The sequence below is a fragment of the Aeromonas sp. S12(2024) genome (assembly GCF_041402305.1).
GTDB classification, from domain to species: Bacteria; Pseudomonadota; Gammaproteobacteria; order Enterobacterales; family Aeromonadaceae; genus Aeromonas; species Aeromonas veronii.
Genome location: NZ_JBGLRB010000017.1, coordinates 31,007 through 44,503, shown reverse-complemented (window position 1 = coordinate 44,503; position 13,497 = coordinate 31,007). Strand labels below are relative to the sequence as shown.

The 13,497-nt window shown below is 59.8% G+C and carries 10 protein-coding genes; 8 read left to right on the top strand and 2 right to left on the bottom strand.

The annotated features are described in order from the left end of the window. The first annotated feature begins 130 nt into the window (after positions 1 to 130). From ACB035_RS15880 to ACB035_RS15870, 3 genes are read left to right on the top strand one after another with little or no spacing between them, the layout of a single operon-like run. Positions 131 to 2,053 carry a PrkA family serine protein kinase gene (locus ACB035_RS15880; protein WP_005333223.1) on the top strand — a complete coding sequence of 641 codons (1,923 nt, stop codon included), beginning with the start codon at positions 131 to 133 and terminating at the stop codon, positions 2,051 to 2,053. 23 nt (positions 2,054 to 2,076) lie between these two features. Further along, the gene (locus tag ACB035_RS15875) at positions 2,077 to 3,348 is read left to right on the top strand and encodes a YeaH/YhbH family protein (protein ID WP_371167665.1); all 1,272 of its coding nucleotides are present in this window, start codon (positions 2,077 to 2,079) and stop codon (positions 3,346 to 3,348) included. Between the two features lie 9 nt (positions 3,349 to 3,357). After that, a complete protein-coding gene (locus ACB035_RS15870; RefSeq protein WP_019445117.1) occupies positions 3,358 to 4,878 on the top strand; it encodes a SpoVR family protein in 1,521 nt (506 codons plus the stop codon). A 161-nt stretch (positions 4,879 to 5,039) separates the two neighbouring features. Here the strand turns inward: ACB035_RS15870 and fadJ are convergent, their stop codons facing one another. Next, entirely contained in the window at positions 5,040 to 7,187 is a 2,148-nt protein-coding gene (gene fadJ / locus ACB035_RS15865) for a fatty acid oxidation complex subunit alpha FadJ (protein WP_371167700.1), read from the bottom strand. Then, complete coding sequence (gene fadI, locus ACB035_RS15860) at positions 7,187 to 8,497, bottom strand: acetyl-CoA C-acyltransferase FadI (protein ID WP_236297984.1); 1,311 nt, start codon at positions 8,495 to 8,497, stop codon at positions 7,187 to 7,189. Before fadI ends, fadJ begins: the two co-directional genes overlap by 1 nt. Positions 8,498 to 8,679: 182 nt before the next feature. Between fadI and ACB035_RS15855 the strand changes: the two genes are divergently transcribed. From ACB035_RS15855 to ACB035_RS15835, 5 genes are read left to right on the top strand one after another with little or no spacing between them, the layout of a single operon-like run. Next, complete coding sequence (locus tag ACB035_RS15855) at positions 8,680 to 9,630, top strand: AAA family ATPase (protein ID WP_371167664.1); 951 nt, start codon at positions 8,680 to 8,682, stop codon at positions 9,628 to 9,630. Then, the gene (locus tag ACB035_RS15850) at positions 9,621 to 10,523 is read left to right on the top strand and encodes a DUF58 domain-containing protein (protein ID WP_371167663.1); all 903 of its coding nucleotides are present in this window, start codon (positions 9,621 to 9,623) and stop codon (positions 10,521 to 10,523) included. The genes ACB035_RS15855 and ACB035_RS15850 overlap by 10 nt, the downstream gene beginning before the upstream one ends. Then, positions 10,508 to 11,047, top strand: coding sequence for a DUF4381 family protein (locus tag ACB035_RS15845; protein WP_371167662.1), 540 nt, complete (start codon positions 10,508 to 10,510; stop codon positions 11,045 to 11,047). The genes ACB035_RS15850 and ACB035_RS15845 overlap by 16 nt, the downstream gene beginning before the upstream one ends. Next, a complete protein-coding gene (locus tag ACB035_RS15840) occupies positions 11,044 to 12,036 on the top strand; it encodes a VWA domain-containing protein (protein ID WP_371167661.1) in 993 nt (330 codons plus the stop codon). Before ACB035_RS15845 ends, ACB035_RS15840 begins: the two co-directional genes overlap by 4 nt. After that, positions 12,027 to 13,478 carry a VWA domain-containing protein gene (locus ACB035_RS15835; protein WP_371167660.1) on the top strand — a complete coding sequence of 484 codons (1,452 nt, stop codon included), beginning with the start codon at positions 12,027 to 12,029 and terminating at the stop codon, positions 13,476 to 13,478. The genes ACB035_RS15840 and ACB035_RS15835 overlap by 10 nt, the downstream gene beginning before the upstream one ends. Positions 13,479 to 13,497: the final 19 nt, after the last annotated feature.

Genomic DNA, 13,497 nt, shown 5'->3' with positions numbered 1-13,497 from the left:
GGTTTCTTCAGAATTTAACCTATCAACCGTGATGGATTACTGGAGTCTGTTGACTAGGCTTTAAAAGCGCACAACACAAAAGCAGTCATCCACTTTTTTCAGGGTAAGCGACTATAACGAGGGCAAAGTTATGGGCATATTCGAGCATTACCAACAGCGATATGAAAAAGCGAGAGAAGAGGAATATACCATCCAGGAGTTCCTGGATATGTGTAAGCAGGACAAAGCCTGCTACGCCTCCGCAGCCGAACGTCTGCTGACCGCCATCGGTGAGCCGGAGATGGTAGACACCTCAGCCAACCCCAGACTGAGCCGACTCTTCTCCAACCGCGTCGTGGCACGCTATCCCGCCTTCAAGGATTTCTACGGGATGGAAGAGGCCATCGAACAGATCGTCTCCTACCTCAAACACTCCGCCCAAGGGCTGGAGGAGAAGAAACAGATCCTCTATCTGCTGGGCCCCGTTGGCGGCGGTAAATCCTCGCTGGCAGAGAAACTCAAATCCCTGATGCAGAAGGTGCCCATCTATCGCATCAAGGGCTCACCGGTCAACGATCACCCCTTCTGCCTGTTCGATATCGAAGAGGATGGGGAGATCCTGGAAAAAGAGTACGGCATCCCGCGCCGTTACCTGCGTCCCATCATGTCCCCCTGGGTGGCCAAACGCCTGCACGAGTTTGGCGGCGACATCACCAAGTTCAAGGTGGAGAAGGTCAACCCCTCCATCCTCGATCAGATTGCCATCGCCAAAACGGAACCGGGCGATGACAACAACCAGGATATCTCCTCACTGGTCGGCAAGGTCGACATCCGCATGCTGGAGCACTTCGCCCAGGATGACGCCGATGCTTACTCCTACTCAGGTGCGCTGTGTAAAGCGAATCAGGGGGTTATGGAGTTTGTGGAGATGTTCAAGGCCCCCATCAAGGTGCTGCACCCGCTGCTGACAGCAACCCAGGAGGGTAACTACAACGGTACCGAAGGGCTCTCCGCCCTCCCCTTTGACGGCATTCTACTGGCCCACTCCAACGAATCCGAATGGCAGCAGTTCCGTAACAACAAGAACAACGAGGCCTTCCTCGACCGCGTTTACATCGTCAAGGTCCCTTACTGCCTGCGCGTCTCCGAAGAGGTGAAGATCTACGAGAAACTGCTGATCAACAGCGAGCTGACCGAGGCCAAATGCGCTCCGGGCACCCTCGAGCTGCTGGGCCAGTTCTCTGTGTTGTCACGGCTGAAAGAGCCGGAAAACTCCAGCATCTACTCCAAGATGCGGGTCTATGATGGCGAGAGCCTGAAAGACACCGATCCCAAGGCGAAGAGCTATCAGGAGTATCGCGACTACGCCGGTGTGGACGAGGGGATGAATGGTCTCTCAACCCGCTTCGCGTTCAAGATCCTCTCCCGCGTCTTCAACTTCGACCACGCTGAAGTGGCCGCCAATCCGGTACACCTCTTCTATGTACTGGAGCAGCAGATCGAGCGCGAGCAGTTCCCGCAAGAGCTGCACGATCGCTACCTTGAGTTCATCAAGGGTTATCTAACTCCGCGTTATGTGGAGTTCATCGGCAAGGAGATCCAGACTGCCTATCTCGAGTCCTACTCCGAGTACGGTCAGAACATCTTCGATCGCTACGTCACCTACGCCGACTTCTGGATCCAGGATCAGGAGTACCGTGACCCCGAAACCGGCCAACTGTTTGACAGAGCGTCCCTCAACAGCGAGCTGGAGAAGATTGAAAAACCCGCCGGGATCAGCAACCCGAAAGATTTCCGCAACGAAATCGTCAACTTCGTGCTGCGTGCCCGGGCCAACAATGCAGGCCGTAACCCCAACTGGACCAGTTACGAGAAGCTGCGCACCGTGATCGAGAAGAAGATGTTCTCCAACACGGAAGAGCTGCTGCCGGTTATCTCCTTCAACAGCAAAACCTCGGCCGAGGAGCAGAAGAAGCACGATAACTTTGTCGAACGGATGATGGAGAAAGGCTACACCCGCAAACAGGTGCGACTGCTCTCCGAATGGTATCTCAGGGTACGCAAGTCATCCTGACCCTGACTGTTCAAGGGGGAGTTATGGCGCATTTTATCGACCGCAGGCTCAACGGCAAAAACAAAAGCGCTGTCAATCGGCAGCGCTTCATCCGCCGCTACAAGAAGCAGATAAAACAAGCGGTCTCGGATGCTGTCTCCAAGCGCAGCATTCAGGACGTAGACAAAGGCGAGAGCATCAGCATCCCGACCAAGGATATCGGCGAGCCCCATTTTCATCAGGGGCACGGTGGTAAACGGGAGATGGTGCATCCCGGCAATGACCAGTTTGTCACCGGCGACAAGATTGACCGCCCCAAAGGAGGGGGCGGTGGACAGGGTTCCGGCGAGGGACAGGCATCCAATCAGGGGGAAGGAGCCGATGATTTCGTGTTCCAGATTTCCAAGGATGAGTATCTCGATCTGTTGTTTGAAGATCTGGAGCTGCCCAGGCTGCAGAAAACCCAGCTTAATCAGCTGATGGAAGTCAAAACCTACCGCGCTGGCTACACCTCCAACGGGGTGCCCGCCAACATCAACGTGGTCCGTTCCCTGCAAAATTCGCTGGCACGTCGCATGGCGCTGCAAGCAGGCAAGAAACGCCAACTGCACGAACTGGAAGATCGGCTGGCCCTGCTGGCCTCCGAGCCCAACGAGCACTTTGCCGAAATAGCCCTGCTCGAGAAGGAGATCAGGGAGCTGAAACGGCGGATCGATGCGGTGCCGTTTATTGACACCTTCGATCTCAAGTTCAACAACTTCGTCAAACGGCCCGTCCCCTCCAGCCAGGCGGTGATGTTCTGTCTGATGGACGTCTCGGGCTCCATGGATCAGGCCACCAAGGAGATGGCCAAGCGTTTCTATATCCTGCTCTATCTGTTCCTGAGCCGGACCTACAAGAACGTCGAAGTGGTCTATATCCGCCACCACACTCAGGCCAAGGAGGTGGACGAGCACGAGTTCTTCTACTCCCAGGAGACTGGCGGCACCATCGTCTCCAGCGCCCTCAAGATGATGAACGACATCATCAACGAGCGTTACCCCGCCAACCAGTGGAACATCTATGCGGCGCAGGCGTCGGATGGTGACAACTGGGCTGATGACTCACCGCAATGCAGGGAGATCTTGGCGCGGGACATCATGCCAAGGGTGAGGTACTACTCCTACATCGAGATCACCACCCGTGCCCACCAGACCCTGTGGCACGAATATGAGTCGGTAGCCAGCCAGTTCCCCCACTTTGCAATGGAGCACATTCGCAAGGTCGAGGATATCTATCCGGTGTTCCGCGAGCTGTTCAAGAAACAAGCGGCGTGAGGAGGTCACATGATCGAAACAGAAAAACGTGTAGCGCCACTGGATGACGGACCAGACTGGAACTTCGATCTGCTGGAGACCTATCACCAGGAGATCGCCCGGGTCGCCCGTTTCTACAAGCTGGACACCTACCCCAACCAGATCGAGGTGATCACCGCCGAACAGATGATGGATGCCTACTCCAGCGTCGGCATGCCCATCGGCTATCAACACTGGTCGTTCGGCAAGCGCTTTATCCATACCGAGCGCAACTACAAGCGCGGCCAGATGGGGCTGGCCTACGAGATCGTCATCAACTCGGATCCCTGCATCGCCTACCTGATGGAGGAGAACACCATGCCGATGCAGGCGCTGGTGATGGCACACGCCTGCTACGGCCACAACTCCTTCTTCAAAAACAACTACCTGTTCAAGGCCTGGACCGATGCCTCCTCCATCATCGACTACCTGCTGTTCGCCAAGAACTACATCACCCAGTGTGAAGAGAAGCATGGCATCGAGGCAGTGGAACAGCTGCTCGACTCCTGCCATGCCCTGATGAACTTCGGGGTGGATCGCTACAAGCGTCCCCAGAAGATCTCGATGGCCGAGGAGAAGCGGCGTCAGAAGGCGCGGGAAGATTATCTGCAGACTCAGGTCAACGAGCTGTGGCGAACCCTGCCCAAGCAGCATAAAGCCGCGGGGGTGGAGGACAGGCGCTACCCCGCCGAACCCCAGGAGAACATTCTCTACTTCATCGAGAAGAATGCCCCCTTGCTGGAGCCCTGGCAGCGGGAAGTGGTGCGCATAGTGCGCAAGATAAGCCAGTATTTCTATCCGCAAAAGCAGACCCAGGTGATGAACGAGGGGTGGGCCACCTTCTGGCACTACACCATCCTCAATCACCTCTATGACGAGGGCAAGCTGAGCGATCGCTTCATGATGGAGGTGCTGCACAGCCACACCAATGTGGTCTATCAACCGGCTTACAACAGTCGCTACTACTCGGGGATCAACCCTTATGCGCTGGGGTTTGCCATGTTTACCGACCTGCGCCGCATCTGCGAGAACCCGACCGAGGAAGATAGATATTGGTTCCCCGACTATGCCGGTAGCAACTGGGTCGAAACCCTCCACTTTGCCATGCAAAACTTCAAGGACGAGAGCTTTATCAGCCAGTTCTTAAGCCCGAAAGTGATGCGGGATATGAAGCTGTTCGCCATTGATGATGACGATCTGAAGAACTATCTGAAGGTCTCAGCCATCCACAATGACGAGGGGTACCGTCAGGTGCGCAATACCCTGTCGGCCCAATACAACCTCAGCAATCTGGAACCCAATATTCAGGTCTACAACGTTGCCGTGAAGGGGGATCGCTCCCTTACCCTGCGCTATGTGCCCCACAACCGCATCCCCCTTGGCGACTCACGCCATGAGGTGCTCAAACACCTGCATCAGCTGTGGGGGTTTGATGTAGTGCTGGAGCAGGACAACGGTGAACTGCCACCCGATATTATCGGCCGCTGCCCGGAGCGCAAACCGGGGATCTGACCCATGCCCCTAGATCTCTACGGCCCACTTCGGTGGGCCGTTTTTTATCAGCGTTTACCTCTGCCTGCATCATCGCAGCACAACCGGAACAAACCACAACATAGAAAGAGGCCCGCATGGGGTGCGGGCCTCTTTGTCTTGCGGTCAATCTGCAGCGGTTATCAGTAGAAGGTCTGCTGCTCTGCGGCCATTGCCTTGAGGCGGGCACAGGGGGCAAACCGGTCGCCGTGGCGCTTCTGGTAATACTCCAGACGGCCAACCAGATGATCGATCCCGAGCGTGTCCATATAACGGAACGGGCCGCCAAGGAAAGGCGGGAAACCGATGCCGAAGATGGCGCCGATATCGCCATCACGAGCCGAGGCCACCACACCGCTATCCAGCGCCATCGCCGCTTCGTTGAGCATCAGCAGCACGCAGCGCTCGGCGATCTCCTGATGGGCCAGCTTGGCAGAAGGCTTGATGCCGAGCACGCCATAGACGCTCTCGTCCACCGTCTTCTTGCCCTCTTTGCCAGTCAGCTTGTTGCGCGGTGCCGCCTTGCCATAGAGGTAGAAGCCCTTGCCGTTCTTGCGTCCCTTGCGATCATTTTGCAGCAGTTTGTCGAACGCCTTGGGCGCCTGGAACTGCTCGCCGCCCAGCTCTTTCTCAAGGATGGGGGAGATCTTGGCGCCCACATCGATCCCCACCTCGTCCAGCAAGGTGATGGGGCCAACCGGGAAGCCAAAGTCCAGCAACGCGCTATCCAGCACCTCCACCGGCTCCCCTTCCAGCACCAGTCGCGCCGCCTCATTCATGTAGGGCGCCAGGATGCGGTTGACGTAGAAACCGGCTTCGTCCTTCACCACGATGGGCGTTTTGCCCTGGGCACGGGCAAAAGCCAGAGTGGTGGCGACCGTCTCGGCACTGGTACCAGCGTGGGGGATGATCTCCGCCAGCGGCATCTTGTCTACCGGGCTGAAGTAGTGCAGCCCCACGACTCGCTCTGGGTGCGCCGCCTCTGCCGCAATCTGGTTAATGGGCAGGGAGGAGGTGTTGGAGGCAAATACTGTGTGCTCACCGCACTCACGCTCCACGTCCTTCACCATCTGGTGTTTGAGATTGAGATCTTCAAACACCGCCTCCACCACCATGTCCACTCGGTGAAAACCGGAGTAGTCGAGGGTGCCGGTCAGCAGGCTCATCTGCTTTTCCAATTCGCTGCGCAAGATGTGACGGCGCTTGAGCTTCTTGGCCAGAATGTCATAGCTGTAGCGCATGGCATTGCCGATCCCGGCGCTTGCCACATCCTTGATCCGCACCGGCACGCCCGCCTTGGTAGCGGTGACGAACGCAATGCCGCCCCCCATCAGACCACCGCCCAGCACGGCGGCATGGGCCACCTTGCGCGGCTCGGCTCCCTGATAGGTGACCTCTTTCTTCATCTCGGTGGTGGCAAAGAAGATGGAACGCAGGGCGGCAGACTCAGCAGTCATCACCAGCTCGCCAAAGTGGCGGGATTCAGCGGCCAGACCTGCCTTCATTCCCTCCTCCACGCCGATGCGCACAACATCCAGGATCCGCTCCGGCGCCGGGTAGTTGCCACGGGTCTTGGCTTTCACCCCCTTGCTGGCCTGATCGAACAACACCTTGCGGCCCAGCTTGTTGGTCTCCAGCACCTTGCCCTGCAGATCCCGTTTCAACTGATGGCGCGGTTTGCCCTTCTTGGCCAGCTTGATGGCAGCATCCAGCAAGATTGACGGCGGCACCACATCGTCCACCAGCCCCAATTTCTTGGCTTGTTTAGCACGAACCTGCTTGCCGGTCAGCATCAGATCCAGCGCCTTGGCCACCCCGATAAGGCGCGGCAGACGCTGGGTACCGCCAGAGCCCGGCAGCAGACCGAGCTGAACTTCCGGCAATCCCAGCACAGATTTTCCATGATCGGTCACCACCCGACCATGGCAGGCCAGCGCCAGCTCCAGCCCACCACCGAGGCAGGGGCCGTGAATGGCGGCGATCACCGGAATGGTCAGCCCCTCGATCTCGGCAAAGATCTCCTGCCCTTCTCGTGACAGGGTCTCGGCATCCTTGGCACTGGTGCAGGCGGCCAGCATGGTAATGTCAGCGCCGGCGATGAAGGAGTCCTTCTTGCCGGAGGTGATCACCAGCCCGATCAAATCCTTGTTGCGTTTTACCTCGTCCAGTACAGAGCGGATCTCCTCGACAAAGGCGGCCTTGAGGGTATTCATGCTCTCGCCCGGCACATCCATGGTGAGGATGCCGATGCCATCTTTGCGAACATCCAGGGAAAAAGTCTTAGCGCTCATCATTCAACCTCCAACACCATAGCCACGCCCAATCCACCCGCCGCACAGGCGGTGTTGAGCCCCAGTCCCCCGCCGCGACGACGCAGCTCGTGCAGGGTCTGGGTGATCATCCGCGCACCAGTCGCGGCAAAGGGGTGGCCATAGGCCAGCGAACCGCCGAGGACGTTGAACTTCTCCATGTCCACCTCGCCGATGGCCTGATCGCGGCCCAGCTTGTCGCGGGCAAAATCGGCACTGGCAAACATCTTGAGGTTGGCCAGCGTCTGGGCGGCAAAGGCTTCGTGCATGTCGATCAGGGTGAGATCACCGAGCGTGATGCCGGCTCTGTCCAGCGCCAGCGGCGTGGCATAGGAGGGGCCCATCAGCATGTCCTGCCACACATCAATGGCCGAGAAGGCGAAGCTGCGGATATAACCCAACGGTTCGAGTCCCAGCTCTTTCGCACGACCTTCCCGCATCAGCAACACGGCCGCGGCTCCATCGGTCAGCGGCGTGGCGTTGGCTGCAGTGACTGTGCCATGAACCCGGTCAAACACCGGTTTGAGCTTGGCGTAGCTCGCGAGATCCGAGCTTTCACGGATATTGTTGTCCCGCTCGAGCGGCGACTTGTAGGGCGGCACATGGGCGGTAAACACCTCGCCGCTGAGCTTGCCATCAGCCCAAGCCTGCGCGGCCAGAGTGTGGGAGCGATGAGCCAGCGCATCTTGCGCCTCGCGGCTGATCTGGTGGCTCTTGGCCATCTGCTCAGCGGTCTGCCCCATGGAGAGGCCAGTAGAGTATTCCGCCACGGCAGGTGGCACCGGCAGCAGATCCTTGACCCTCAATGTCCGCAGAATATTGAAGCGCTGCTGCAGATTGCGCGCCTTGTTGAGATCCACCAGGGCGCGGGCCAGCTTCTTGCTCACCCCGATGGGCAGCACGGAAGAGGAGTCAGCGCCGCCGGCGATGGCGATGTCTACGGTACCGGCCATGATGGATTCGGTGACGTTGGCCACCGCCTGAAAACTGGTGGCGCAAGCGCGGGAGACGCTATAGGCATCGGTATTGACGCTCATGCCGGTACCGAGCACGATCTCGCGAGCAATGTTGGGGGCTTCCGGCATCTGAACCACCTGACCAAACACCAGCTGGTCGATAAGCTTGGGATCGAGATCGGTACGGGCAAGCATCTCGCTCACCACCAGTTTGCCGAGATCGACTGCAGGCACGCCATGAAAGGCGGTGGCCTGCTTGGCAAAGGGGGTACGCAGCCCCGCCACGACGGCAATCCGTTCGCCCTGGCGAGTCGTCAGTTTCAATGGCTGTTTCATCCTGGCTCCTTGGTTTAAAAGGCAGAGGTCTGACCTCATTGCGCCACATCTTAACAATCCAATCACAAGTTTCATACAGCTGATTGAAACTAAATTAAGCGCGGCAAGGCCCCTTTGCTCGCCCTTGGGAAGCAACTGGAGTATAAAAAGATCAACTTCCATAAAAACAACGGGTTTATCACATGGCAGCGGCCGAGTTCAGAGCACTTAGGGACTATCTTGGCAGTCAGATCCTGGGGCAGGAGGAGCTAATAGAAGGGCTCCTGATTGCCCTGTTATGTGAAGGACATGTGTTAATCGAAGGGGCCCCCGGGCTGGCCAAAACCCGCGCCGTCAAGGCGCTCGCCGGCGCCGTCGAGGGACGCTTTGCCCGTATCCAGTTCACTCCCGATCTGCTTCCTGCCGATCTCACCGGCAGCGAGGTGTTTCACCCGCAGGATGCCAGTTTTGTATTCCAACCCGGCCCCCTCTTCAACCATCTGGTGCTGGCAGACGAGATCAACCGGGCGCCAGCCAAGGTACAATCAGCGCTGCTGGAAGCCATGGCTGAACACCAGATCACCGTAGGCAAAAAGAGCTGGCGACTGCCGCCTCTCTTTATGGTGGCCGCCACCCAGAACCCCATCGAGCAGGAGGGAACCTATCCCCTGCCGGAGGCGCAGCTCGACCGTTTCTTGCTCAAGCTGATAGTCGATTATCCGAGCCCGGCCATGGAGCTCGCCATCTTGCAGCTCAACGCCAGCGGCGAACTGCTTGGTGCGGCGCCGGTGACCCTGAGTCAGACCAGCTTGCAGCGTGCCCGCAGCGAAGTGCTGGCGGTGACCATGCAAAGCCGACTGGAGCACTATCTGGTGGAGCTGGTCTGCGCCACTCGCCCGGGCAGCGGCCTATGCCCTGCCCTCGAGCCATTGATTGCCGTGGGGGCCAGCCCTCGGGCTACGCTGGGGCTGGCTCGCTCTGCCCGCGCCCGTGCCTGGCTTGCCGGACGTGACTATGTGCTGCCGGAAGATATCCAGCTGCAAGCCTATCCGGTGCTGCGCCACCGCCTTATACCCAGCTATCAGGCACTGGCCGACAATCTGGATAACGATATCCTGATCGCTCAACTGCTGGATCAGGTGCCATGTCCCTAACGCCGGATCTCCATCCCGATATCGTCCTGTCGCTGCCACGGCTGCTCAGTATCCGGCTCTGGGCCAAGGCCAAGAAGCCACCTCACGCAGGCAGAAGCAGCAGCGAACGCGGCAAACCGGGCCGCTCTCCCGGACTCACGTTTCGGGAGCTGCGCGCCTATCAGGCTGGTGACGAGGTACGCCATATCGACTGGCGAGTGACGGCACGCCTCGGTCGTCCCTATACCCGCCTCTATAGCGAGGAGCTGGATCAGGCGCACTGGCTGCTACTCGATCTCTCTCCCGCCATGTATTTCGGCTCCACGCTGCAACTCAAGGCACGCCTGGGATGTGAGCTTGCGGCAGCCCTGATCTGGCAAGGGGAGAAGCAGCACAACACCCTGATCTGCCACGGACTGCACCCCTATCACCAGAGCCAGCGCGGCAGCGTGCTGCCCCTGCTCGAATCCCTCTGCCATCACTATCAGCAAGGGCTGGCGCGCCGGGCACTTTCTCACTCGCTGGCCGACACCTTGTCCGGCGTGAAGTTGCCTCACGGAGCCAAGCTGACGATCATTACCGATCACAGACCCTGCGAATCGGCACTCTGTCAGCAGTTGCAACTGCTCTCGCGGTGCCACGATATTCACTATTGGCAGATCCGCGACCCCCTCGAGGCCGCCCTTCCCTTTGACGGCCAGCTGCCAGTGGCTATTGATCGGCCAGGGCAGCACTATCAGGGCTGGCTGGATGGATGCCATGCCGGTTTCTCCCGCCGCTACCGGCAAGCCGCCGAGCAGCAGCTGGCCCACGGCAAACAGTTGCTGTTGCCATTGGTGCAGCGCCTCTATCTGCTCGATAACAGCCAGACGCTGCAACAGCAGTGGCAGGAGGGGTTATGTCATCAGGGATGATTTCGCCCGCAGAACTCGACAGCGCCAGTCCAGCCTCCGACGCCATCACTCCACCGCTGGCTGCCCTGATGCGAGACATCCACCCGGGGCCGGATCTGATTGAACAGAGTCTTGACCCCAGAGTGCTGGCGCTATTGTGGCTGTTGATCACAGGGTTATTGCTGCTGCTGATCGTCCTGATTGCCCGCAGGGTGATACGTTACCGCCGCTGGTGTCGCCAGCTGGATGGAGATCCGGCGCTGCTGGTGGCACGCATACAGGAGGCCCTGCGTCATGAAGCACTGCAACGCTGGCCCGAGGCGCGCCAGTTGCAGGGAGAGCCGTGGCTCGCCTTCGTCGATCGTCACGGGGGCAGCGATTTTAAGCAGTTCGCCCCTCACTGGAGCAGTTGGCTCTATGGCAGCCAGAACCCGAGCAGCGAGCAGAGCGAACAGCTTCAGCAACATTATCGCCGTTGGGGTCAAACCCTCTTCTTCCAGCTCGCCCCCCGCTCGAGGCGTAAAACCGCGCGGAGGCATCCATGATCCTGGCCTGGCCCTGGTTTGCGCTGGCGCTGGTGCTCCCCTTGCTGGTGCGCTTCGGCTTGCCGCCCCTGCGCCGCGGCTATCTGGCTCACCCCGGGTTTGCGCTGCTGCGTCCTCAGGCCGGATTACCGCTCTGGCGCGCCATGCTGCTCTGGTGCGCCCTTATCCTCGCCCTCTGCCGCCCCCAGTGGTGGGGAGAGCCGGTTATTCAATATGAAGGGAGTCGGGATCTGCTGCTGGCGGTGGATCTGTCAGACAGCATGCGCACCCCTGATATGCTCGATAACGGCGAGCAGCAAGCACGGCTAACGGCGGTGCGCCAGCAGATCAAGACGCTGATCGCCAAACGGGCCGGAGACAGGGTGGGCCTCATTGTCTTTGCCGATCACGCCTACCTGCTCTCTCCCCTCACTCAGGAGATCCCGGCGCTGTTGACCTTGAGCGACGAGCTCGATTTTGATCTTGTCGGCCGAACCACCGCCCTTGGCGAAGCCATCCAGCTGGCACGTCAGCATGGAGATCCGGGTCGCCCCACCGCCCTGCTGCTGGTCACAGATGGCCGCAATACCGCAGGCAATGCCGACCCGCTGCAGGAGGCAAAACTCGCCGCAACGCAGGGAATACGGATCTACACGCTGGGGGTCGGGGCCGATCCCGATACCTTTATCCAACCCTACGATGAGGTGGGCAGCGGTCAGGCCGATCCCAGCAGCGAGCTGGACGAGCCGCTCCTGAAAGAGCTGGCCCAGACAGGCCAGGGTCGTTACTTTCGGGCACGTACCCAAAGCGATCTCGATGCCATCAACGCGACCCTCAATACCCTTGAACCTGCCCCCATGCCGATTGCCAAGTACCAGCCGGTGATCGAGCTCTACCCCTGGCCATTGGCACTGCTTTGTGGCTTGCTGCTTCTGCCATCAGGGCACGGCAGACTGGAGTTTCGCATGGTGCGTAACTGGCTGGCACGAGGCGCGCGCAGATGGAGCTGATCTTGCTCCGCCCTCTGTGGCTGATCGCACTCATCCCCTGGCTCTGGCAAGGGTGGCACCGTCGTCGCCAGCCCCCGCTGCTCGCACCTGCGATGCAGGCTTATCTGCTGCCAGCATCCCGCCCTCAACGTCCCTGGCTCTGGCTGGCAACCCTGCCCGTCATTTTGGCCCTGAGTGGACCGGCACTGCGCGGTGAGCTGCAACAACAGCCTGCAGCACCGCTCGATATCTGGCTACTGGACTTGTCACGCTCGATGACCGCCACCGATCTCAAACCGGATCGGGCAACCCGGGTCAGATGGCAATTACAGCAGCTGCTGAGCCGCGCCAAGGGCGAGCGCATTGCTCTGATCCTCTACGCAGGCGACGCCTACTTCGTCATGCCGCCAACCCGGGATCATCAGGCCCTTTCGCTGTTACTGCCCGACTTGCGCCCCGATATAATGCCGTTGCAGGGCAGCAACTCGGCGCGGGCGGTGGAACTTGCCATGAAGCAGCTGGCCCCTGGAGAACAAGCGCGTCTGCTGCTGATCACCGACGACCTCACCCAGAATCAGATGACCCAAATCGCTGCTCTGTGGCCCTGCCAGCAACGCCTTCTCTGCCGCGACACCCAGTCGGCACGCCTCGATATTCTGCTCGCCAGCAGCGGTCAACCGGCCCCCATGCCCGCTATTCCGGCCAATGAGTTGGGGTTTGCCGCCCGCATGCCCGCGCAGTTGCCCGCCCCCGATAGTCAGGCCATTGCCGCTCTGGCCAACCGTCTCGGCGGTGAGCTGCAGTGGCTTGGCAGCGACGTCCCCCGCTTTGCTCCCCTGCCCACCACGACCTCGGCCCTCACCCCGGCGCCACTGGATCTTGGCCCCTGGCTGCTGATCCCCTTGTTACCACTGGCCTTGCTGGCCAGAGTCGGCGCCCGGTTGATGATGGCGCTGATGGTGGGAGCTCAGCTGCTTGCGCCACAAGATCTGCAAGCAACAGAGAGGGGGGATCTGCAAGCGATGCAGGCTTATCAAGAGGGGGATTTTCAGCGGGCAGCCCGCACCTTCAACGATCCAGTCTGGCGCGGCAACGCCTGGTATCGAGCTGGTGCCTACCGGCCAGCCATCGCAGCCTATCAGGAAGCAGAGAGTGCCACCGCCCACTACAACCGCGGCAATGCCCTGCTGCAACTGGGGGAGTTTGCCGCAGCCAAAGAGGCCTATCTGGCCGCTCTGGCACTGGAGCCCGGCCATGAAGATGCGCTCTATAACCTCTCTCTGTTGCAAGGCGGTGCGGCCGCCGCTCCCGATACCAGCACCAGCAAGCAACCCAAGCCATCGGCTGAACAGCAGGCAGCAGCAATGCCCCTGCCCCCCTCTCCCCCGGTGTTGCTGCTGGAGCAGCGACTGCGCAAAGAGGCACTACGCCGGGATCTGATCAAGGTGGAGGAGCCCTGGTGACACGGGCAGGATGGGGGTT